This is a genomic window from Kitasatospora saccharophila, assembly GCF_039529925.1.
GTDB classification, from domain to species: Bacteria; Actinomycetota; Actinomycetes; order Streptomycetales; family Streptomycetaceae; genus Kitasatospora; species Kitasatospora saccharophila.
Genome location: NZ_BAAANS010000010.1, coordinates 34325 through 54546 on the forward strand (window position 1 = coordinate 34325; position 20222 = coordinate 54546).

At 75.6% G+C, this 20222-nt stretch carries 22 protein-coding genes; 10 read left to right on the forward strand and 12 right to left on the reverse strand.

Going from position 1 to position 20222, the window contains the following annotated elements:
* Window positions 1-82: 82 nt before the first annotated feature.
* Entirely contained in the window at window positions 83-1075 is a 993-nt protein-coding gene (locus ABD345_RS09690; RefSeq protein ID WP_344551538.1) for a 4,5-dihydroxyphthalate decarboxylase, read from the reverse strand.
* A 123-nt stretch (window positions 1076-1198) separates the two neighbouring features.
* On the opposite strand from ABD345_RS09690, the gene ABD345_RS09695 reads away from it, so the two are divergent.
* The 3 genes from ABD345_RS09695 (at window position 1199) to ABD345_RS09705 (ending at window position 3078) form a co-directional block, all read left to right on the forward strand.
* The gene (locus tag ABD345_RS09695) at window positions 1199-1816 is read left to right on the forward strand and encodes a TetR/AcrR family transcriptional regulator (protein WP_344551539.1); all 618 of its coding nucleotides are present in this window, start codon (window positions 1199-1201) and stop codon (window positions 1814-1816) included.
* Between the two features lie 69 nt (window positions 1817-1885).
* Complete coding sequence (locus ABD345_RS09700) at window positions 1886-2296, forward strand: hypothetical protein (protein WP_344551540.1); 411 nt, start codon at window positions 1886-1888, stop codon at window positions 2294-2296.
* A complete protein-coding gene (locus ABD345_RS09705; RefSeq protein ID WP_344551541.1) occupies window positions 2284-3078 on the forward strand; it encodes a hypothetical protein in 795 nt (264 codons plus the stop codon). The genes ABD345_RS09700 and ABD345_RS09705 overlap by 13 nt, the downstream gene beginning before the upstream one ends.
* Window positions 3079-3083: 5 nt before the next feature.
* Here ABD345_RS09705 and ABD345_RS09710 read toward each other — a convergent pair whose 3' ends face one another.
* Together ABD345_RS09710 and ABD345_RS09715 are read right to left on the reverse strand one after the other, a co-directional pair.
* Window positions 3084-4175 carry a polyprenyl synthetase family protein gene (locus ABD345_RS09710; protein WP_344551542.1) on the reverse strand — a complete coding sequence of 364 codons (1092 nt, stop codon included), beginning with the start codon at window positions 4173-4175 and terminating at the stop codon, window positions 3084-3086.
* Between the two features lie 12 nt (window positions 4176-4187).
* Window positions 4188-5036: an SDR family NAD(P)-dependent oxidoreductase gene (locus tag ABD345_RS09715; protein WP_344551543.1), complete on the reverse strand. Its 849-nt coding sequence runs from the start codon at window positions 5034-5036 to the stop codon at window positions 4188-4190.
* A 134-nt stretch (window positions 5037-5170) separates the two neighbouring features.
* On the opposite strand from ABD345_RS09715, the gene ABD345_RS09720 reads away from it, so the two are divergent.
* Together ABD345_RS09720 and ABD345_RS09725 are read left to right on the forward strand one after the other, a co-directional pair.
* Window positions 5171-5668: a MarR family winged helix-turn-helix transcriptional regulator gene (locus ABD345_RS09720; protein ID WP_344551544.1), complete on the forward strand. Its 498-nt coding sequence runs from the start codon at window positions 5171-5173 to the stop codon at window positions 5666-5668.
* A gap of 64 nt (window positions 5669-5732) precedes the next feature.
* Window positions 5733-6521: an alpha/beta fold hydrolase gene (locus ABD345_RS09725; RefSeq protein ID WP_344551545.1), complete on the forward strand. Its 789-nt coding sequence runs from the start codon at window positions 5733-5735 to the stop codon at window positions 6519-6521.
* 136 nt (window positions 6522-6657) lie between these two features.
* Here ABD345_RS09725 and ABD345_RS09730 read toward each other — a convergent pair whose 3' ends face one another.
* The 5 genes from ABD345_RS09730 to ABD345_RS09750 all read right to left on the reverse strand — a co-directional run bounded on the left by ABD345_RS09730 (window position 6658) and on the right by ABD345_RS09750 (window position 10889).
* Entirely contained in the window at window positions 6658-6882 is a 225-nt protein-coding gene (locus ABD345_RS09730; protein WP_344551546.1) for a hypothetical protein, read from the reverse strand.
* Between the two features lie 92 nt (window positions 6883-6974).
* Window positions 6975-7835, reverse strand: coding sequence for a nucleotidyltransferase domain-containing protein (locus ABD345_RS09735; protein WP_344551547.1), 861 nt, complete (start codon window positions 7833-7835; stop codon window positions 6975-6977).
* 250 nt (window positions 7836-8085) lie between these two features.
* On the reverse strand, window positions 8086-9549 hold the full coding sequence (locus ABD345_RS09740) for a glycoside hydrolase family 10 protein (RefSeq protein ID WP_344551548.1): 1464 nt from the start codon (window positions 9547-9549) through the stop codon (window positions 8086-8088).
* A gap of 238 nt (window positions 9550-9787) precedes the next feature.
* Entirely contained in the window at window positions 9788-10300 is a 513-nt protein-coding gene (locus ABD345_RS09745) for a GNAT family N-acetyltransferase (RefSeq protein WP_344551549.1), read from the reverse strand.
* Between the two features lie 151 nt (window positions 10301-10451).
* Complete coding sequence (locus ABD345_RS09750) at window positions 10452-10889, reverse strand: ankyrin repeat domain-containing protein (RefSeq protein ID WP_344551550.1); 438 nt, start codon at window positions 10887-10889, stop codon at window positions 10452-10454.
* Window positions 10890-11236: 347 nt separating this feature from the next.
* Here ABD345_RS09750 and ABD345_RS09755 point away from each other — a divergent pair, with 347 nt between their 5' ends.
* The 3 genes from ABD345_RS09755 (at window position 11237) to ABD345_RS09765 (ending at window position 13801) form a co-directional block, all read left to right on the forward strand.
* Entirely contained in the window at window positions 11237-11431 is a 195-nt protein-coding gene (locus ABD345_RS09755; protein WP_014134294.1) for a hypothetical protein, read from the forward strand.
* A gap of 125 nt (window positions 11432-11556) precedes the next feature.
* Window positions 11557-13179 (forward strand): hypothetical protein, encoded by a 1623-nt coding sequence (locus tag ABD345_RS09760; protein ID WP_344551551.1) that lies wholly within the window; start codon window positions 11557-11559, stop codon window positions 13177-13179.
* 247 nt (window positions 13180-13426) lie between these two features.
* Window positions 13427-13801, forward strand: a complete 375-nt coding sequence (locus ABD345_RS09765; protein WP_014134296.1) for an RNA polymerase-binding protein RbpA — start codon at window positions 13427-13429, stop codon at window positions 13799-13801.
* A 164-nt stretch (window positions 13802-13965) separates the two neighbouring features.
* On the opposite strand, the gene fxsA is transcribed toward ABD345_RS09765, so the two are convergent.
* The 4 genes from fxsA to ABD345_RS09785 all read right to left on the reverse strand — a co-directional run bounded on the left by fxsA (window position 13966) and on the right by ABD345_RS09785 (window position 18581).
* The gene (fxsA, locus tag ABD345_RS09770) at window positions 13966-14544 is read right to left on the reverse strand and encodes an FxsA family membrane protein (RefSeq protein WP_344551552.1); all 579 of its coding nucleotides are present in this window, start codon (window positions 14542-14544) and stop codon (window positions 13966-13968) included.
* A gap of 165 nt (window positions 14545-14709) precedes the next feature.
* Window positions 14710-16344 (reverse strand): apolipoprotein N-acyltransferase, encoded by a 1635-nt coding sequence (lnt, locus tag ABD345_RS09775; RefSeq protein WP_344551553.1) that lies wholly within the window; start codon window positions 16342-16344, stop codon window positions 14710-14712.
* 132 nt (window positions 16345-16476) lie between these two features.
* The gene (locus tag ABD345_RS09780) at window positions 16477-18090 is read right to left on the reverse strand and encodes an amidohydrolase (RefSeq protein WP_344551554.1); all 1614 of its coding nucleotides are present in this window, start codon (window positions 18088-18090) and stop codon (window positions 16477-16479) included.
* Window positions 18091-18140: 50 nt separating this feature from the next.
* Window positions 18141-18581 (reverse strand): AsnC family transcriptional regulator, encoded by a 441-nt coding sequence (locus ABD345_RS09785; RefSeq protein ID WP_030912915.1) that lies wholly within the window; start codon window positions 18579-18581, stop codon window positions 18141-18143.
* Between the two features lie 209 nt (window positions 18582-18790).
* Between ABD345_RS09785 and ABD345_RS09790 the strand changes: the two genes are divergently transcribed.
* Window positions 18791-19195, forward strand: a complete 405-nt coding sequence (locus ABD345_RS09790; protein ID WP_344551555.1) for a hypothetical protein — start codon at window positions 18791-18793, stop codon at window positions 19193-19195.
* A gap of 134 nt (window positions 19196-19329) precedes the next feature.
* On the forward strand, window positions 19330-19965 hold the full coding sequence (locus tag ABD345_RS09795; protein WP_344551556.1) for a uridine kinase family protein: 636 nt from the start codon (window positions 19330-19332) through the stop codon (window positions 19963-19965).
* The last annotated feature ends 257 nt before the right edge of the window (window positions 19966-20222 follow it).

The window sequence follows — 20222 nt, forward strand, 5'->3', positions numbered from 1 at the left end:
CGGTTTCGCAGCCGGGGGCCGTCGGCGCAGCGTTCCCCGGCCCCGCGTCGCACGTTGTCCGACCACGCTCCGCGCCCCGCCCTCAGGTGTCGAGGAGTTCCGGCACGAAGATGTCCTCGCACGTCAGCCGGCGCTTCGACAGGCCCTGCTCGTGGTGGTAGCGCAGGAAGGTGTCGACGGCCCTGCGGTTCGCGGCGACCCCGTAGGGCCACCAGTCGTCGCCGAGCAGCCGGCGGTTCTCTTCGAACAGCGCGCTGAACCAGGGCGTGATGAGGCCCATGTGCTGCTTCACGGCACCGTCGAGGTACCTCCGCTCGGCGAGTTCCTTGGCTCGGCCGAAGGCGTCGTAGACGGCGCGCGCGAGGCCCCGGCGGCGTACGAGTTCCCGGCGGATCACGACGACGTGCATCGGGGGGAAGATCCCGGTGCGGCGGTAGTAGTCGCGCTCCACGGCCTCGTAGTCGGGGAACAGCCGGGCGACCCGCGGGGAGCCGTCCAGCACCGCCTGCGGCACGTCGACGGAGATCAGCGCGTCGATCTCGCCGGATTCGAGCATGGCCCCCAGGGTCCGGCCGTCCTCCGCGCGACGCACGTCGACGCCGTCGGGGACGGGCTGCGGGACCCAGTCGAAGGCGGGCAGGGGGTGGTTGGTGCCGCCGATGACCCAGCGGCACTGGTCGGGGGTCACGCCGTACTCGTCGGCGAGGATGCCCTTCGGCCAGATCCCGGCGTCGTGGCCGTAGAGGGCGAACTCGCCCACGGTCCGGCCGGCGAGGTCCTGCGGCCCCTCGATCCCGCTGGCGGTGTTCACGAAGATCGCCGAGTGGCGGAAGTTGCGGTTGGGCAGGACCGGCAGCGCCAGGAACGGCGGATCGTCGAGGTCGAAGGTGCGCAGGAAGTAGGTGAGGCCGAACTCGGCGACGTCGTAGTGCCCCTCGGTGGCGCGACGGAAGACGTCCGACACGAGGGGTGCCGTCTCGAACACCGCGTCGACCCCGTCGACCCCGACCCGGCCGTCGAACAGCGCCTGGGTGTGCTCGTAGGCGTACACACCGACGCTCAGCTCCGTGCTCATCAGCGCCCCCTCCTCGGATGGCTCGCGGGGAGCCCGCTTCCGTAAATGACCGTTCACTTTTATGGTGGTCCCGGACTGGCCGAGCCGTCAAGGTGAATGCTCATTCACGGTGAAAGGAACCCCATGCCGCGTCTCACAGCCGAACGTCGCGAGGCCAAGCGCGCCGAGATCCTCGCGGCGGCCCGCCGCTGCTTCTCCCGCGACGGGTTCCACCAGACCTCGATGTCGGACATCGCCGCCGAGGCAGCCGTCTCGGCCGGCGCCCCCTACCGCTACTTCACGAGCAAGGACGAGATCGTCCTCGCCCTCGCGGGCGAGGCGTTCCGGCTGATCTTCGAACCGGTCGAGCGGCTGGCCGACAGCACGGACGCGCCGACCGTCGCGGGACTGGTGGCCGCCGCGCTCGACACGATCAGCGGTGAGACGGTGCGGGACGCGGCGGGGCGCCCGGTCCCGGTGGACGAGTTGCTGCGCTGCGCCGTGCAGGCGTGGTCGGAGGTGCTCCGCAACGACGAGGTGCGCGGCCCGGCCGCGGAGGGCTTCGAGCGGGTCCGCGCCGGCATCGCCGACGCGCTGCGCCGCGGCCGGGTCGCGGGTGCGGTGCCCGCCGCCGCGGACCCGGACCGCGCAGCCCGCGTGGTGATGGGGCTGCTGCACGGACTCCTGCTCCAGCGCGTGGCCTTCGGACTCACGGACCCGGCCGCCCTCGCGGACGACCTCCGCACCGGGCTGATCCCGTGACGGACGACGACCGCGCCGGGCCGCCCCCGCACGCTCCCGGGCGGGGGCCGGCAGCGGTAACCTGCGGCCGTGAACGGGACTTGGGACGAGGCGCGGCTGGTCGCGGACGGCTTCGAGCGCGTGCTGGTCGAACTGGAGTGGTACGACGGGCCGCGGGCCGGGGTGGTGGGGGTCGGGGGCGCGCCGCACTACTTCGACGGCTTCGGGCAGTACACCGGGGACGGGGCCGGCGGGTACCGGGTCTGGCCGGTGGCCGCGGAGGCGGCGGCGTGGGAGCGCGAGCAGTGGGCGATCCAGGCCCGGTGGGGGGCGCGGCCGGGACCGGACGGGGTGGACCCCCGGTACGACGAGTTGACGGCCCTGCTGGCGGAGCACCGCCGGGAGCCGGAGGACGCCCGCCTGCTGGTGGGCGAGCTGCGCAACACCGGCGCCGGGAACGACGCGGAGGGGACGGGCCACTGGTTCCGGTGGCAACTGTGAGCCGGACCGTCCCGCCCGGGCCCCGCGGGGCGGAGCCGGCCGCGGAGGCGGCGCGGCGTTGGCTGGCCGACCGGGGCGTCAGCCGGGTGCGGGACGGCTGGGTGAGCGACGGGGAGCCGGGCGCGGTGCTCACCGCCGACCAGGTGGCGCACGCCTGGGCCGGCGAGGTGTTCGCCGAGGACCTGGAGCCGGCCGACCGGTTGCGCCTGGCCTTCGGACTGCTGGACCTCCTCGACGCCCACTGGGTCACCTGCGAGATCCGGTTCGCGCACGAGGGCGCGGACGGCCCGCTGCCGGCCGACGTGCTGTGGGACGGCTACCGTCGGCGGCTGGAGGCGGACCGGGACGCCGAGGCCGTCGGCCACTCGCTGTGGGTGGACTGGTTCGAGCACCCCGCCACTTCCGCGACGGCCTTCGCCGAGGTGCTCGGCAACGACCTGGCCCGGCTGCCGGCCGAGCCCCCGCCGGCCCTGCTCCGCCGGGCCCGCCGGGTGCTGGAGTGCTCGGGCCCGGTCCGCTGGCCGGTGAAGGAGCCCGCGTACCGCACCGCCGCCCGGCTCCCCGCCCTGCACCCGGCCCTCTTCCGCGGCCTCCTGACGAGCTTCCACGACATCCACGGCGACCTGGAGCCGGCCGCCGCACTCGCCCTCCTCGACCGGCTGGACCTCCCCGCGACCACCCGGCACCTCCCCGCCCTGCGCCGCGTGCTCGCCGCGGGACACCGGAACCACCACCACAACCCCGGCGCCTGGGAGGACGCGCTCCGCGCCTGCTCGGCCTGAAAGATCTAGTGGTCGCGGGTGACGGACCAGGCCGGGAGGTGGGTGAAGAAGGCGACGGCCCCGGGGCGCCAGCGGGTGTGCCAGGTGGCGGCCAGGGCGGCGGCGCGGTGGGCGTGCCGGAGGGCTTCGGCGTGCAGGGTGCGGTCGAGGCCGTGGGTGCGGGCGAGGTCGCGGACGGGGGCGAGGGCGTCGGGGTCGGGGTTGCCCAGGGCGGCCTCCAGGGTCCGGCGTCCGCTCTCGTCGGCGGCGGTGGCGGCCAGCAGGGCCCGGACGAGGTAGCTGCGGCGGCCCGCGCGGAGGTCGGTGCCGAGCGGTTTGCCGAGGACGGCCGGGTCGCCGAAGAGGTCGAGCCAGTCGTCGTGGATCTGGTTGGCGATGCCGACCGCGGTGGCGTACGCGCGCAGTTCGGCGTCGTGCGGGGCGGGGTCGGCGCCGGCGGCGAGCAGGCCGAGGCGCAGCGGGGCGAGCACCGAGTAGCGGGTGGACTTGTACTCGGTGACGGCGTGCAGGAACGCGGTGTCGGGTTCGGGGTGGAAGTCCCGTTCCAGGTCGAGGAGTTGGCCGTTGACGGCGTCGGCCCCGGCCTCGATCGGGACGGCGGCCATGGCCACGGCGCGGTCGGGCGGCAGGTCGCCGGTGAGCAGGACCCGGACGGCGAGGAAGGCGGCCAGGTCCCCGGCCAGGACGGCGAGCGCGAGGGCGGTGTCGGGCCGGTCGGGGAACTCGTCCCGGTAGGCGTAGTAGGTGGAGGGGCCGCCCCGGCGCACGGGTGCGTCGTCGATGACGTCGTCGTGGATCAGGCCGTGGGTGTGCAGCAGTTCGATGCTGATCGCGGCCTCGTCCAGGCCGGGCACCGGGCGGTCGGTGACCAGGGCGGCGGCCTCGTGCAGCAGCACGACCCGCAGGCGCTTGCCGCCGCGCAGGGACAGCTCCCGCACCAGGTCGAGGGCGCGGGCCGGGAACCTGCCGGGCGGGGGCGGTTGCGGGGCGCCGGCCGCCGGGTCGGCCAGGGCGTCGAAGTAGGCCGCGAAGCGGGTTTCGAACCGGCGCTGGTGGTCGGCGGCGCGGTGCAGGGCCGCGCTGAGGGCGTCGTTCACCCCGTCAGGTTGTCACGCCGGACGGCCGGACGGTCCGGCGGCGGCCGGCAGTTCGGCGAGGAGCCGTTCGGTGGCGGTGTGCAGGCGGAGGGCGGCGGCGGGGTCGAAGGCGGGGGTGTCGGTGCGGACCCGGCGGCCTTCCAGGACGGCGGTGAGCGGGGCGGCGGGCGCGTCGAGGTGCGGGAGGATCTGGGCGACCGCCTCGGTGACGGGTCTGCCCTGGACGCGCAGGCGGTCGACGTGGGCGGCGGTGGCGCGGTCGTACTCGCCGGCGAAGCTGGTGGCGACCACGCCGGGGTGGTTGACCACCTGGGGGACGTCGGGGTGCAGGTGGGCGAGGTGGGCGGCGAGCAGGTCGCACAGGGCCCCGCCGTGGCCGAGCGCGCCGGTGCCGGGGTAGTCGCGGCGCAGTTGGAGGTCGTCCCAGCGGACGGGGCCGGCCAGTCCGGCGCCGCCGAAGTTGAGCACCACGGGGCTTGCGGTGCGCCGCAGTTGGGGCAGCAGGCCGTGCGAGAGCAGGTGGCGGCTGAGGTAGTAGAGGGCGAAGTTGCTCTCCAGGCCGTCGGCGGTCTCGGCCCGGGTGGAGCGGTGGTAGCGGGCGCCCAGCACCAGGACGTCCACCGCCGGGTGGTGGGCGGCGACGTGGGCGATCAGGCGGCGGTTCTCGGCGACCAGGCCGAGGTCGGCGGCGAGGAAGTGCGCCCGTTCGCCCGCGCCGCGCCGGTGGGCGTCGGCCCGGAACGCCTCGCCCTTGGCCGGGTTGGTGCCGACCACCAGGACGTGGTGCCCGCGCTCCAGGTAGGCGGTGGCGAGGGCGCGGCCGATGCCGTCCGTTCCGCCCGTGATCACTGCGGTGGCCATGGTTCGTTCCCCTCCCCGGTCGCGAATGCTTTGGCGCATCAAACCATTCGCGACTGGCAAGGGCAACTGACGAGCTCAGGGCCCGAGTTACCGACCCGTCAGTTGGGGGCGGACCGGCCCGGTAGGCTGGCCGGGTGACCGCGACCCCCACCCCACCGACCGCCGCCACCCCCGAACTGGCCCGGCTGGAACTGGCGTTGTCCGCACTGGTCCGGTGGAGCGAGAGCAAGCACATCCGCACCGAGGTGGCCCGCCGCTCCGGATGCGACATGCCGTCCAGCGCGCTGCGACTGCTGGAGCACTTCGAGGCGGCGGGCCCGATGCGGGTCTCCGACATCGCCGAGTGCCTGCGCATCGACATCTCGACGGCCTCCCTGCAGCTGCGCCGACTGCGCGCCGACGCGCTGGTCAGCCGCCGCACCGACCCGGCCGACGGCCGCTCCGGCCTCATCGCGATCACCCCGGAGGGCAGCCGGGCGCTGGCTAGGGTCCGGGCCGCCCGCTGCGACCTGCTCGCCGAGACCTTCGGCGCCACCCCGCCGGACCAACTCGGCCGCGCGGCAGACGTGTTGGGCCTGGTACAGGAGCACATGCTCGCGGCCGCGGCGCAGTACGCCACCACCCCGGAGTAGCCACCCCGAACACCGCCCCGGCCCCCGCCCCCGCCCCCGCCCCCGCCCGATCGGAGCACGCCGCGTGACGACACGTCAGGTCGAACCCGGACTGACGGTGTTCGGCCCGGACACCGCTCCCCCGCTGGTCCTGGTGCACGGCATCCGGCTGTCCGCGACCATGTGGCGCCCGCACGCCCACCGCCTCGCCCCGGACTTCCGGGTCAGCACGCCGGACCTGCCCTGCCACGGCGCCCTCGCCGCGCAGCGGTTCACCCTGGACGCGGCCGTCGACACCGTCCGCCGGGCCGTCCGGGAGGCCCGCGCGGCGACCGGACGGCGCCCGCTGCTGGTCGGCCTGTCCCTGGGCGGGTACGTCTCGCTGGCGCACACCGCCCGCCACCCCGAGGACGTCGCCGCGGTCCTGCTGCACGGCTGCACCGCCCGCACCACCGGCCCGCTACCGGCCGTGTACGCCGCCGCCGGGCGGCTGGGCGAGCGGCTGGGGCCGGAGCTCGCGGCCCGGCTGCAGGCCCGGGCGATGCGCCGGATGCTCCCGCCGGAGTCCGCCGAGGCGGTCCTGGCGGGGGGCTTCCACCTGCCCGCCCTCACCCGGGGCGTGGCCGAACTGCGCCGGCACGACTTCCTCGCCATGGCGGCCCGGCTGACCACCCCGACCCTCTACCTGAACGGCCGCGCCGACCTGCCGTTCCGGGGCGACGAGCGGCGCTTCCTGGCCGCCACCCGGGCCGCGGGCACGCCCGCCCGGCTCTTCCACACCTCCGGCGGCCACCTGCTCAGCCTCGCCGACCCGGACCGCTTCACCACCCTGCTGCGCCGGGCCCACCGCCAACTCCTGCCGCAGGAAGGCTGATCCGCCCCGGCCCGGCGGGCACGCCCGGGTCGGGGAAGTCCGCCGCCGGGTCGTGCACCACGCCCAGCCGCCGGGCCACGGCCCGCGAGGGCGCGTTCTCCGCCGCGAACACCGCCCCCGGTCGCAACCGCACGATTCAGTCCCCGACGAACAGCAGCCAACTGCCGGACGTGGCCGCGCGGTCGGCGAGCATCCGGCCCAGGTCCCGGACCGCGTCCCGCTGCCCGGGCGATTCGGCCAGCGCCTCCGGCCGGGGCAGTTCGGCGAGCGCCGCGCCCGCGTCCTGCTCGTTCAGCGCGGTGTCCCGGTACGGGTCGATCCGCCCCGACCGGCCTTCCCCGGGCCCCGGTCGGGCCGGCACCGGGGCCGGCGCGCCGCCGTGCCCGTACGGGCCGCGCAGCGGTCGGGACCGGCGGTTCGGGCGCTCCGGGTACGGCTCGGTCTCGATGCCCGTCAGTGGCCCGCCGCCCCGGCCAGCACCTCGGCGGTCAGGGCGTCCGCCGCGTCCAGTGCGGCGGCCAGGCTTACCGGGTCGGTGCCGGCGAACCGGAACAGCTGCTGGGCGCGGCGCTCGAACTCCGGTGGCGCGCAGGGCAGTCGGCCGGCCGAGGCGACCGCGCCCTTCTCGTTGACGACCCACTGCCCGGCCCGGGCGTGCAGCGCGTGCACCAGCAGGCCGACGGCCCGGAACAGGCACCCGGCGACGTAGGCGGCGTCCCCGCGCTTGGCCCCCTTGCGGGCGTTGACCAGCGCGAACGGCGCCTCCCAGGCGGCGTCCGCCTCCAGCCGCCGGGTCAACTCGGCCGGGAAGCAGTGGACTTCGTCCCGCAGCGCGGTCAACTCCCCGGTCGGGTCGGCCAGTACCCGGGCGAGTGCGAGTTCGCCGAGGTAGGAGTAGGAGGGCACGCCGTACGGGTGGCCGGGCTGCTGGCCGCTCTCGTACCGGCCGAGGCGGGCCTCGGCGGCGTAGTGGCGCACCCGCCGGACGTCCCGGTACAGCCAGTCGACCCGGGCGGGGCCGATGTCCAGCCAGGCGCCGCCGTCCACCCAGGGGCCCCAGTCGCCGGGCTCGGCGACCTCGACCGGGGCGCCGCACAGCTCGGCGGCCAGTTCGCGCAGGGCCCCGGTGTCGAGTTCGCCGGGGCGGTAGTACAGGCCGAGGTCGTAGTCGGACTCGGGGGTGTGCGCGCCGCGGGCCCGGCTGCCGCCCAGGCAGACGCCGACGATCCCGCCGATCCGCGCCAACCTCCCGGCGATCCGCCGGAGTCCGTCCGCGTCCAGTTCCGCCGCCGCACCGCTGTCGTGTCCAGTCATCGCCCGCCACGATGCCGCACCGCACGGCCCCCCGCCAACGCTTTTCCCCGACCGGGGAAGCCCCCGCCCGGGGAAGCCCCCGCCCGGCCGGCGGCCCGCCCGGTCCGCGGCCGGACGCGGAAGTGCGCGGTGGGGGCGCCGCACCGCCCCCACCGCGCTACCGGCCGCCACCCGCGAGGCGCCCGGCACGGAGCCGGACGGTCCCGGACCGCCCCCGTTCGACCCGGTCCTGGTCCCGTCCGCCCCTGGATCAACCCGCCGCGCAGGCAACCCCGTTGAGGGTGAAGCCGGTCGCGGCGGCGGCGTTGCCGGTGTGGTTGGCCTGGAAGCCGAAGCTGGTCGAGCCGCCAGCCGGGATCGCCGCGTTGTACGCCAGGTTGCTCGCGCCGACCTGGCCGGTGGCCGGGCTGACGGTCGCGTTCCAGGCGTTGGTGACGCTCTGCCCGCCGGGCAGCGTGAAGGCCAGCGTCCAGCCGTTCACGGCGCTGCCGCCGGTGTTGGTGACCGTCACGTTCTCGGTCAGGCCGGTGTTCCAGGCGCTGACCTGGGTGCTGACCTTGCAGGCCGCCCCGGTCGGCGGCACCGACGGCGAGGAGGAGGCCGAGGGGGACGGCGAGGCCGAGGCGGAGGAGGACGGGGACGGCGAGGAGGTGCTGCCGCCGAGCGCCGTCACCACCGCGTTGTACGCGGCCTTCGGCTGGTAGTTGGCGTCGTACATGGTGGCCGCGCCGTAGCCGGAGAAGAAGTCCGGGATCCAGGAGTCCGGGTCGCCGACGCCCCACTGCGAGACGCCCACGCAACCGGTCACCGCGAGGCAGGAGTTGACCACGTTGGCGTAGTCGGTGGCCTGCTGGGCGAGGTTGGCGGCGCTGGCCGGGACGGGCATCCGGTCGTCCAGCTCGGTGATGGCGACGTTGACGCCGAGCGCGGTGAAGCGCTGGATGTTGGCCTTCAGGGTGCTGGGCACCTGGCCGACGATGAAGTGGCTCTCGAAGCCGACGCCGTCGATCGGCACGCCCTGCTGCTTGAGCGTGGACACCAGCTGGTACATGGCGTCGCTCTTGGCGCCCAGGCCCTCGATGTTGTAGTCGTTCAGGTACAGCTTGGCGTTCGGGTCGGCGGCGTGCGCGGTGCGCAGCGCGTCGGCGATGTAGCCGGAGCCCATGGCGTTGGTGAAGGCGTCGGTGCGCAGCGTGCCGTCCTCGTTGAACGGCTCGTTGACGACGTCCCAGGAGTAGACCTGGCCCTTGTAGTGGGTGGCCTCGGTGGTGATGTGGTTCTCCATCGCGGCCTGCACCTGGGCGGTGGGAAGGCTGCTGACCCAGTTGGGCAGCTGGCTGTGCCAGACCAGGGTGTGGCCGCGCACCCGCATGCTGTGGGCCTTGGCGAAGGAGACGATCTGGTCGCCGGGGCCGAAGTTGAAGTTCCCGGCGGAGGGTTCGGTGGTGTCCCACTTCATCTCGTTGCCGGGGGTGACCATGTCGAACTGGGTGCCCGCGATGGCGGTGATGGTGGAGCTGTTCAGGTTGGACTGGGTCAGGGCGGTGCCGAAGTAGCTGCCTTTGGCCTCGGCGAGGTCGCGCAGCGTGGTGCCCGCGGCGCCGGCCGGGCCGCTGCCGATGGTGGCGGCGGCCAGCAGTCCACCGGCGGCCGCGAGGGCGAGCGCCGCGAGGGCGCGCCCGGGCCGGTGCGCTGCGTGCGACGGTGCAGCCATGGTTCGTCCTTCCGGGGGTGGGTGGGGTGCACGGACCGTACGGCGGCCCGCGCGGCCCCGGCAACGGAGGCCCGGCCGCCCTCCGCCACCCACCGGGGTGCGAAATTTTCGACCCGCGTTCGACTGCCCTTCGACACCCACCGCTCCGACCTGCGGCGGGATCCCGAAACGACACGGCGGCCGCGGTCCCGGCACCCCGGGTCCGCGGCCGCCCCGGTCGGCCGGACGGACGAGAAAGTTACAGCTGGCGCAGGTCGGCGCCCGGTGCCGCGGCGGCGGGGACGAGCTCCTTGCCCATGCACACGCTCTGCTCGTGGTCCTTGTAGTAGCCGAACTTGCGGATCTCGGCGTAGCCCTCGGAGGTGTAGAGCGCGATCGCCTCGGGCTGCAGGGTGCCGGTCTCCAGCACCAGCCGGGTCCGCCCGGCGGCGACGGCGGTGTCCTCCAGGTGGCGCAGCACGGCGCGGGCGTGGCCCTGGCCGCGGGCCTCCGGGACGACGTACATCCGCTTGAGTTCGGCGTCCCCGTCGCGCAGCCCGTCCGCGTCCCGCTCCTTGGCCCGCCATCCGCCGCAGGCCACCGGCCGCCCGTCCTGGTAGCCGATCACGAACAGCCCGGCGGGCGGGTCGAAGTGGTCGGTGCGGATGGCGGTCTGGTCGCCGTCGCCGTACCTGCGGACGTACTCCTGCTGGACGTCGGCGGCGAGCTGCTGGGCGTCGGGGTGTCCGAAGCCGGTGGTGCGGATCTCCATGGCGCCCAGGGTACGGGCCCGCCTCCCGCCCCCGACCCCGCCCCTGGCCCCCGACCCGAACCCGCGGTCCGGGCCCGGCCCGGTCCGGTCCGAGCACCCGGGCCGAGCACCCGGCCCCGGGCGCGAGCGCGCGGGCCGGGCCCGGACCGGCTCAGCCCCGGGTGAGGCGGGCGACCAGCTCGTCCTTGCCGAACATCAGGGCCGCGTCCAGCGCGGAGGGCGTCCCGGCCCGCGGGTCGGCGCCGTGGGCGAGCAGCGCCTCGACGACCTCGGTGGCGCCCTTGAAGACGGCGCCGGCCAGCGGGGTCTGACCCCGGTCGTTGGCCCGGTCGGCTTCGGCGCCGTGCTCCAGCAGCGCGGTGACGGCGGCGGCGTGGCCGTGGTACGCGGCGAGCATCAGCAGGGTGTCGCCGCGGTCGTTGGTCAGATCGGCGGGGGTGCCCGCGGCGAGGTAGGCGGCCAGCAGCGCGGCGTCGCCGGTGCGGGCGGCGTCGAAGAGCCGCCCGGCCAGGGCGATCACCTCGGCGTCCGGCTGCCCGGCGGGTCCGTCGGTCGCGGGGGTGCCGGTCTGCGCGGTGGGGTCGGTCATGGGGTGTTCCGCCTTCCGGGTGGGCGGCCGTGCGGGCCGCGACTCGTCCTGCTGGTGCCACCGCGAACGCTAGCGGACGCCCCGGCGGGCCCGCCGGGGTGCGGTGCGGCAGCGCCGTTCGGGCGAATTCCGGGTGCGCGGGGCGCGGGCGCGCCCCGCGCGGGGACGCCTGACTGCGCCGGTGCGATCCACTGGCCCCGTGCGTCGCCGAACCGCGGGACGTATACCGCCGATCCGGGTGCCCGGGTGAGATCCACCCGTTTGCCGCACCCCATCATCTATTACTTCTTGTCACCATTGAGGCACTTTCCGTCACACCGTCCCCGCCCCTCGTGAGGAGCAATCCCGTGATTCTCTCCATCTCCGGCATCGTCCTGTTCGGCGTCATCGCCTTCCTGTTCTTCCGCCGGGACGGGTTGAAGATCTCGCACGCCCTGGTGTGCGCGCTGTTCGGCTTCTACGTCGCGGGCTCCTCGATCGCCCCGAGCATCCAGGCGGGCGGCGCGAGCCTGGCCAGCCTGATCGGCGGCCTGAAGTTCTGAGCGGTCCCTGCTCCTCACGGCCCGGGCGCGGACATCCCCACCGCCCCGGGCCTTCTGCCAACCTCCCCCGGCCGGTTCCCCGCCGTCCCCCCGCTCCCGTCCCCTCCCTGCCCTCCGGAGCCCGCATGTCCCTCACCCGCCACTTCACCCGGGGCCGCGACCTCGCCCGCAGCGCCGGCGACCACGCCGCCGACGTGTTCGCGCCGCTGGCCCTGATCGGCCGCGGCCTGCGCCGCCACGCCGACTGGGCCAAGGCCCGCTGGGCGGCCACCCCGAAGGAGCGGCGCGGCCCGACGCTGCTGGTCGGCGCGGCCGTGCTGCTCGGCGTCTTCCTGCTGCCGCACGGGCCGCTGCTGGCGATCGTCGCCCTGGTCGCCTCGGCGGCCTGGGTCGGACGCTCCCCCAAGACCCCGTCGGAGCCCGTGCCGGACGCCGCGGACGTCAAGCTGCCCGCCCTGTACGCGGCGCTCACCCCGTACTTCGGCGGCTACGACGACCCGGGCGCGCTGTACCGGGTGGACGGCGAGTGGAAGTCGGCGTTCAGCGAGTGGGCCTTCGACCAGGACGGCCGGCTGGCCGCGCTGGAGATCGCCTACCCGGCGTACTTCACCGACACCGAGCCGGCCGCCCGGGCCCGGATCGAGCAGGTGGTGCAGGGCAAGGCGGGGCGCTCGCGGGAGTACCGCTTCGACTGGGACGAGGAGTCCAACCGGCTGCGGGTGGCGGCGCTGGCCCCGCTGCCCGCCGACGTCGCCGCGCAGCGCTTCGTCACCGCGCCGGGCGAGATCGTGCTCGGCTTCACCGACGAGGCGGGCAGCCACCGCACCATCCCGGTCGAGCAGGGCGGCGTCACCGAGCAGCAGCCGCCGGTGATCTGGCGGGTCGGCCCGCGCTCGGCCGAACCGCACCTGCTGGCGCTGGGCGCGCCCGGCCACGGCACCTCGACGCTGCTGCGCTCGATCGCGCTGCAGGCGCTCCCGCACGGCGACCTGGTGGTGGTGGACGGGGCGAGCACCGGCGAGCACGCCTGCCTGGTGAACCGTCCGGGCGTGCACACCGTGGAGACCAGCCTGCACGGGGCGCTGGCCGCGCTGGAGTGGTGCGCGCGGGAGACCGAGCGGCGGCTGGTGGCGCTGAACGCGGCCCGGCACCACGGGCTGTCGGCGCCGGCCGACGTGACCCGTCCGCTGTGGATCCTGCTGGACCGCCTCACCGAGCTGTCCGAACTGGCCCGCGCCGAGGGCCGCACCGACCCGCAGGAGCTGCTGGAGGTGCCGCTGCGGCACGGCCGGGCGGCCCGGGTGACGGTGGTGTTCGCGGACGTGCTGGAGGCCCGGGAGCGGATCTCCCCGACCGTCCGGACCTGCACCCGCACCCGGGTGGTGCTCGGCCCGGTGAACGCCGAGTCCGGCCCGGCCGCGCTCGGCGGCCCGCTGGACATCGCGCCCGCCGCGCACACCCCGCCCGGGCGCGGCTACGCCCGGATCGGCGCCGCGGCCCCGGTCCGGCTGCAGGTCCCGGTCACCGTCGACCCGCTGGACGAGGACGCCCCGGCCCCGCTGCGGGAGGCGGTGGCGGCGCTGCTGCCGCACCGCGACGCCCGCGCCGGGGCGGCCGCCCCGGCCCCGGTGCTCGCCGAGGTGGTGGCGGAGCCGGCCCCGGCGAACCTGGTGAAGGACCTGACCGGCGAGCCGGTCGGTGAGCCGGCCGGGGGAACCCCGCCGGTGCGCCCCCGTCCGCTCTGGTAAGAAGGTCCGGCGGAAGTGCCGGTCGCCCCGGCGGGCTTCGGCGGACCATAAGTGCACAAAATGTGACACGCCGGGTGATAACACCGCGCAGATGTGACAAAACGGGCCACCATGGGTACAAACAGGGGCGGCACGACAGGCGACGTATGTCCCGGACGGGAATCTTCGTCGGAGGTCGAGCGTTGGACCCAGCGACGAAGACAGCGACCACTAGTCCTGTGGGCAAGAAGCCCGGGAGGCACGATTCATGAGCGAGCGAGCTCTCCGCGGCACGCGACTCGGGGCGACCAGCTACGAGACCGACCGCGGCATTGACCTGGCACCGCGCCAGACCGTCGAGTACGCATGTCAGAACGGACACCGCTTCGAGGTCCCGTTCTCGGTCGAGGCGGAGATCCCCGTGGTGTGGGAGTGCCGCTTCTGCGGCCAGGAGGCCGCCCTCCTCGACGGCGAGGAGCCGGAGGAGAAGAAGACCAAGCCCACCCGCACCCACTGGGACATGCTGATGGAGCGCCGTACCCGTGAGGAGCTGGAGGAGGTCCTGGCCGAGCGCCTGGCCGTCCTGCGCTCCGGCGGGATGAACCTGGCGATCCACCCGCGCGACTCGCGCAAGTCCGCCTGACAGCCGGACGCCGCACCACGCCGAAGGGCCCCCGGTTCCCCCCGGGGGCCCTTCGGCGTTCCCGCCCGTCCTCGGCGTCCGCGACCGTCGGGCGTCAGGCCGGGCTCGTGATCGCGCCGGGCGTCGGGTCGGGACCGCGGTCGCGGCCCGGCCGGGCCGGGCCGTCAGGGCGTGATCGGCGGGCGGTACCCGGTGTCCGGACCGGCCGGGCCGCGCGGGCCGGCCGGCGGGTCGACGACCTCGCCCTGGACGACCTTGCCGTCGGGGCGGTGGATCCGCAGCTGCTCCTGCAGGCGCATCGCGTCGGCGAACCGGTCCGCGCCGACCGGGGAGGTGGAGCGCAGCGCCGAGCCGGTGATCCGGCGGCCGACGGCGCGCCACAGCGCGCGGGTCGGCGGCAGCAGGAGGGTCAGTGCCAGCAGGTCGGACAGGAAGCCGGGGATCATCAGCAGGACGCCCGCCAGCACCGTCATCGAGGTGCCGGTCTGCGGCTGCGCGGACTGCGGGTCCTTGGACAGCTCGACCGCGGCGCGGAAGGCCCGCGCCCCGGCCCGCTTGATCACCGTGCCGCCGAGGAACACCCCGCCGACCAGCAGCACGAGCGTCAGGAACCAGCCGATCCAGCCGGCCACCACCGTGAGCAGCCAGATCTCCAGCACCAGCCAGGCGGCGACCAGCAGCGGCACGGTTCGGGCGAGCCTGCCTCGGCGGGCCGGGCGGGCCGGGGTTGCTTGCTGGGACACGGTACGGATCCACTCCATCGCGGTGCTCTCCGCGGCGGCCGGCCTCTCCGGCCGCGTCCACGGCACCACCCAGCACAACGGCCCCGGGGCCCGCCGTGTTCCTGGTCCGACGGGGTCGGAGGGGTCACGGCGCGGTTCCCGGGGCCGTCGGCGGCCGGCCGCGGCTCAGGCCGCGGCGTCGGCCTCCCGCTCGGCGGCGGCGCGGCCCTGCGCCCTGCGCCGGCGCACCGCGCCGGTCGCCGCGAACGCGCAGACCAGCACGCCGCCCACGGCCAGCACCCACTCGGGCGCCGCGCCGACCCGGTCCGCGACGGTGGTGCCGTCGCGCAGCGGCACCACCGCGTTCAGCACGGCCTGCTCCATCTCGCCGGTGCGCTGCTCCACCGTGCCGTCCGGGGCGATCACCGCGGAGACGCCGCTGGTCGCCGCGATCAGCACCGCCCGGCCGTGCTCGACGGCCCGCAGCCGGGACATCGCGAGCTGCTGCTCGGTCTGCCCGGTCCGGTTGTAGGTGGCGTTGTTGGTCTGCACGACGATGACCCGGCCGCCCTGGTTGACGGCGTCCCGGACGATCTCGTCGTACGCGACCTCGAAGCAGATCACGTCGCCGATCCGGGCCGGGCCGAGCTGCATCACGCCGTTGTGGTCGCCGGGGTAGAAGTCCCGGGCGACCCGCTGCAGGCGGCTGATCACCTTGGACAGCTCGGTGCGGAACGGCACGTACTCGCCGAACGGCACCGGGTGCTGCTTGGTGTAGGAGGCGCCGGGGCCGGTGGCCGGGTCCCAGACGATGCCCTCGTTCTGCACGTGCTGCTCGTCGGGGCCGTCGACCAGGGCGCCGACCAGGGTGGGCACGCCGACCGCCTTGACCGCCTCGTCGATCCGGGCGTACGCGGCCGGGTCGGTGAACGGGTCCAGGTCGGAGGCGTTCTCCGGCCAGATCACCACGTCGGGCCTGGCGGCCCGGCCGGCCGCGATGTCGGCGGCGAGCCGCTCGGTGGCGGTGGCGTGGTTGTCCAGCACCTCCATCGGGCGGCCCAGGAAGTCCATGCCGGGGCGGTCCACGTTGCCCTGGACCAGGGCGACCTTGACGGTGTCGTCGGCCGAGGTGGGCACCGGCACCGCGTAGCCGACCAGCACCAGCGCGAGCGCGCCCACCGCGCCCACCGCGGTGCGCCAGGGCATCTCGGTGTCGGTGCGGCGGGCCCGGGCGGCGCTGAGCACGGCCCAGGCCAGCAGGGTGCCGGCGGCGGCGACCGCGAAGGTCACCAGCGGGGCGCCGCCGAGCGCGGCCAGCGGGGTGAGCGGGCTGGCGGTGTTGGCGAACGCCAGCCGGCCCCACGGGAAGCCGCCGAACGGCAGCCGGTCGCGCATCCACTCCTGGGTGACCCAGAGCACCGCGCCCCACAGCGGCCAGCCGCGCAGCTTCGAGGTGAGCGCCGCGCCGGCGCCCATCAGCGACAGGAACAGCGCCTCGATCAGCGACAGGCCGACCGTGGCGTCCCAGCCGACCGGGCGCAGCCAGGACAGCAGCACCACGAAGAACGGCACGCCGAACGCGAAGCCGATCCAGGCGCCGTGCCGGGCGGTGCGGCCGCGGGTGAGCAGCGCCAGGGCGGCGACCGCGAGGATCGACAGCGGCCACGCGTCGAACGGCGGGAACGCGAACGCCAGCGCCAGGCCGGACAGCGCGGCCAGCCCCGTCCGGGCCCACCACGCCTTGCGGGTGCCCCGCGCGGGCGCCGGCGGCTCCGGGTCCTGCGCGGCCACCGGCTGCTCCTGCGAAACGGGCAGTGCCACCTGTGCGCACCACCTCTCTACCTCGGGATCGTCTCCGCCGGGAGGGGGCGCACACGCGTTCCACCTCGTTCGACGTCCCAGGAAAGGTACCTCACTCCCCCGAGGGCCCCGCGCCGTGCGCCCGACGGCCCGTCAGGCGGTGCGCCGGTGGACGGTGCGGCCGCGGACCACGGTGCGCAGGCAGACCGGGAGCGGCTCGCCGGGGGTGAGGTCGGGCAGGCCGGGGGTGCCGGAGCGGGGGTCGGTGGACCAGCCGGCGACCCGGCTGTCGGGGGCCTGCACGACCAGGTCGCCGGTGGCCCAGACCGCGTAGGAGGCGACCGCGCCGGGGACCAGCACGCCGTCGGCGTCGTGGCCGAGCGCCCGGTGGCCGCCGCGGGTGTGCGCGGTGAAGGCGGCGCGGACCGAGATCCGGTGCTCGGGGGTGCGGTGGAAGGCGGCGGCCCGGACGGTGCCCCACGGGTCGAGCGGGGTGACCGGCGCGTCCGAGCCGAAGGCCAGCGGGACGCCGGTGCGCAGCATCGCCGCGAAGGGGTTGAGGGCGGCGGCGCGGTCGGCGCCGAGGCGCTCGGCGTACATGCCGTCGGGGCCGCCCCAGGCGGCGTCGAAGGCGGGCTGGACGGAGGCGGTGAGGCCGAGTTCGGCGAACGCGGCGAGGGTCTCGTAGTTGAGCGCCTCGGCGTGCTCGACCCGGTGCCGGGCGGCCTTGACCCGGTCGAGGCCGAGCTTGTCGGCGGCGGCCCGGACGCCCTCCACCACGGCGGCGATCGCGGCGTCGCCGATGGCGTGGAACCCGGCCTGCAGGCCGGCCTCGGTGCAGGCGGTGACGTGCTCGGCGATCTCGGCGGCGCTCAGGTAGGCGGTGCCGGTGTGGTCGGCGTCGGTGTAGGGGTCGTGCAGGCAGGCGGTGTGCGAGCCGAGGGCGCCGTCGACGAACAGGTCGCCGCCGGCGCCGACCGCGCCGAGGCGGCGGGCGGTCTCGATGCCCTCGGGGCCGAGTTCGCCCCAGTAGCCGTACACCTCGGGGCCGTCGGTCTCGGCGGCGAGGGCGAGCAGCGCGGCGAGGTCCTCGGCGGAGGAGATCTGCGGGCCGGCGCACTCGTGCAGGGTGCCGATGCCGAGTTCGGCGGCCCGGCGCAGGGTGGCGTGCTGGGCGGCGCGGCGCTGGGCGGGGGTGAGGTGGGCGAGCGCGGCCTGCCGGACGGCGTGGTGGGCGTCCCGGGTGAGCGGGCCGGTGGCGTCGTACCCGGGGAGCGCGTCCAGGCCGGGGACGAGGGCGCGCAGCGCGCTGGTGGCGAGGCCGGAGTGGACGTCGGTGCGGGAGAGGTAGAGCGGGACGTCCCCGGCGGCGGCGTCGAGTTCGGCGAGCGCGGGGGCGCGGTGCTCGGGCCAGCGGGTCTCGTCCCAGCCGTGGCCGATCAGGGCGCCGCCGGCGAAGGAGGCGCCGAACGCGGCGGTGCGGTCCAGGGCTTCGGCGAGCGAGCGGTAGTCGGTGAGGTCGAGGCCGGTGAGGGCGAGGCCGGTGGAGGTGGCGTGCACGTGGGCGTCGACGAAGGCGGGGGTGACCAGGGCGCCGTCCAGTTCGACGATCTCGTCGACGGTGTCGGCGTACGCCTCGGCGGCTCCGTCGCTGCCGACCCAGGCGACGTGCCGGCCCTCGACCAGCATGGCGGTGGCGAAGGGGTCGGCGGGGCTGTAGACGTTGCCGCCGCGCAGCAGCACGGTCCGGTCGGTGCGTTCGGTCATGGCGTCCAGTCTCGCACCGCGGACAGCGGCGGCCGGACCGGGGCGGCGGGTCAGAGCTTGGGCGGGCGGGCCTCGTAGGGGGTGGAGAGGACGACGGTGGTGCGGGTGGAGACGCCGGCGGCGGTGCGGATCCGGGCGAGCAGGTCCTCCAGGTCGCCGGGGCCGGGGACGCGGACCTTGAGGATGTAGTTCTCGTCGCCGGCGACGCTGTGGCACGCCTCGATCTCGGGCAGGCCGACCAGGCGCTCGGGGGTGTCGTCGGGCGCGCTGGGGTCGAAGGGCTTGACCGAGATGAACGCGGTCAGCGCCAGGTCGACCGCCTCGGGGTCGACGATGGCGGTGTAGCCGCGGATCACCCCGCGCTGTTCGAGGCGGCGCACCCGCTGGTGCACGGCCGAGGTGGACAGGCCGGTGGCCTTGCCCAGGTCGGTGTAGCTCATCCGTCCGTCCTGCAGCAGCAGCTGGACGATGCGCTGGTCGAGTTCCTCCACAAGGCGTCAACCTACTCGATCGCGGCCGGGCCCGTGCGGGCAGCTCTCCGGGGGCGCATGTGGGGGGCACATGCCAACGGAATGTGGCGAGGAACACAAGGAATGCATCACCGTGCGCCGGAGTGCAGGGTTATGACGTGCCGTCAATGGGAAGTGCTGCTGGTGGCCCGGACCACGAGAGGCTCCGGCCCGATCCTAGGGGGATCACGATGCGTTCCACCGACCAGCGCCCCGACGTCGAGGACGAACCCGGCGCGCCCGAGGCGTCCTTCGGGACGGACCCGGGCGCGGCCGACACCTGGGAGATCGTCCGGGTGCACTGCCCGGAGTGCGACCGCCCGATCGCGTTGATCGGGGACGAGGAGCGGCTGCCCCAGCACGCGGTGCTGACCTCCGCGTGGAACCCCTTCCAGCCCGCGATCTGCCGGGGCACCGGCGCGCCGACCGCCGACCTGCCGGAGTGCGAGGAGCAGCCCGAGCGCGAGGGCCTGGGCGACCTGGTCATGCTGCCGACCGCGCTGGACTGGCGCACCCAGCCGTTCTCGCACGCCGGGGCCCACCGCGCGGTGCGCGCGTCCGTCCCCGCGCAGCGCGAGCACCGCCGCGCGGCCTGAGTCCGCGCACGACCCGAGAAGCCGGACCGCCCCGGGCGGTCCGACGTCCTGGCGAGGGCGCCGCACGCGGTGCCCTCCGGGATCACCCCGCCTCGCCCTGCGGGCGACGGCCCCGGCCCCCGTACCCTGGCCGGATGGACACCCCCTCCCCCGACGCGTCCGGCCTGTCCGCGCTGGCCGCGGACCTGCTCGCGCTGCCGCCCGTGCCGGGCGGCCCGGTGCGGCTGGTCGCGGTGGACGGGCACGCGGGCTCCGGCAAGACCACTTTCGCCGGGCGGCTGTCGGCCGCGCTCGGCGGCGCCCCGGTGGTGCACCTGGACGACCTGGCGACCCACCGGGAGCCGTTCGGCTGGACGGAGCGGCTGCGCGCGGGCGTGCTGGAGCCGCTGTCCCGCGGCGCGGTGGGCCGGCACCCGGTGTACGACTGGACGGCCCGGGAGTTCGGCGCCGTGCGGGAGGTGCCGGTGGCGCCGGTGGTGCTGCTGGAGGGGGTGGGCGCGGGCCGGCGGGCGGTGCGCCCGCACCTGGCGGCGCTGCTGTGGATGGAGCTGGACCAGGCCGCGGCGCGGGCCCGCGGGGAGCTGCGGGACGGTCCGGAACTGGCCGAGTTCTGGGCGGGCTGGTCGTGTGCGGAACAGGCGCACTTCGCGGCCGACCCGAGCCGTCCGCACGCGGACGCGCTGGTCGACGGGGTCACCGGGCGAATCCTCCGGAGCACCCTGAGTGATTCGCGTAGACCCCTCTTGACCTGCGACGTCAGCAGGATCTAAGTTCTGCGTGTCGCGGAAATCAGTTGAATCCGCAACCACAGACACGGCGTCTCCGGCTTGTTCCCCCGTGAGCCGGAGGCGCCGTCCCGCCCTCCCGCGCGCCCCCCGCCGAGCGATCGTCTCGCGCCATTCGAGCCGCGCGCCACCCTTACGGATCAGCGCCGCGCCGGTACCATGCCACGCAGGCGCGCAGAGGAGCGCCCCGAGGTCTGGCGGGGGGCGTCAGTGACGGTGGAGAGTTCCGGCGGCAAGGGTCC

Excerpts from the sequence above, each read along its gene's own strand:
- ABD345_RS09690 (WP_344551538.1), bottom strand. The coding sequence starts at position 1,075 with ATGAGCACGGAGCTGAGCGTCGGTGTGTACGCCTACGAGCACACCCAG.
- ABD345_RS09735 (WP_344551547.1), bottom strand. The coding sequence starts at position 7,835 with ATGACTGGACACGACAGCGGTGCGGCGGCGGAACTGGACGCGGACGGA.
- ABD345_RS09740 (WP_344551548.1), bottom strand. The coding sequence starts at position 9,549 with ATGGCTGCACCGTCGCACGCAGCGCACCGGCCCGGGCGCGCCCTCGCG.
- ABD345_RS09745 (WP_344551549.1), bottom strand. The coding sequence starts at position 10,300 with ATGGAGATCCGCACCACCGGCTTCGGACACCCCGACGCCCAGCAGCTC.
- ABD345_RS09695 (WP_344551539.1), top strand. The coding sequence starts at position 1,199 with ATGCCGCGTCTCACAGCCGAACGTCGCGAGGCCAAGCGCGCCGAGATC.
- ABD345_RS09795 (WP_344551556.1), top strand. The coding sequence starts at position 19,330 with ATGGACACCCCCTCCCCCGACGCGTCCGGCCTGTCCGCGCTGGCCGCG.
- ABD345_RS09760 (WP_344551551.1), top strand. The coding sequence starts at position 11,557 with ATGTCCCTCACCCGCCACTTCACCCGGGGCCGCGACCTCGCCCGCAGC.
- ABD345_RS09765 (WP_014134296.1), top strand. The coding sequence starts at position 13,427 with ATGAGCGAGCGAGCTCTCCGCGGCACGCGACTCGGGGCGACCAGCTAC.
- ABD345_RS09790 (WP_344551555.1), top strand. The coding sequence starts at position 18,791 with ATGCGTTCCACCGACCAGCGCCCCGACGTCGAGGACGAACCCGGCGCG.
- ABD345_RS09715 (WP_344551543.1), bottom strand. The coding sequence starts at position 5,036 with ATGGCCACCGCAGTGATCACGGGCGGAACGGACGGCATCGGCCGCGCC.
- ABD345_RS09780 (WP_344551554.1), bottom strand. The coding sequence starts at position 18,090 with ATGACCGAACGCACCGACCGGACCGTGCTGCTGCGCGGCGGCAACGTC.
- ABD345_RS09750 (WP_344551550.1), bottom strand. The coding sequence starts at position 10,889 with ATGACCGACCCCACCGCGCAGACCGGCACCCCCGCGACCGACGGACCC.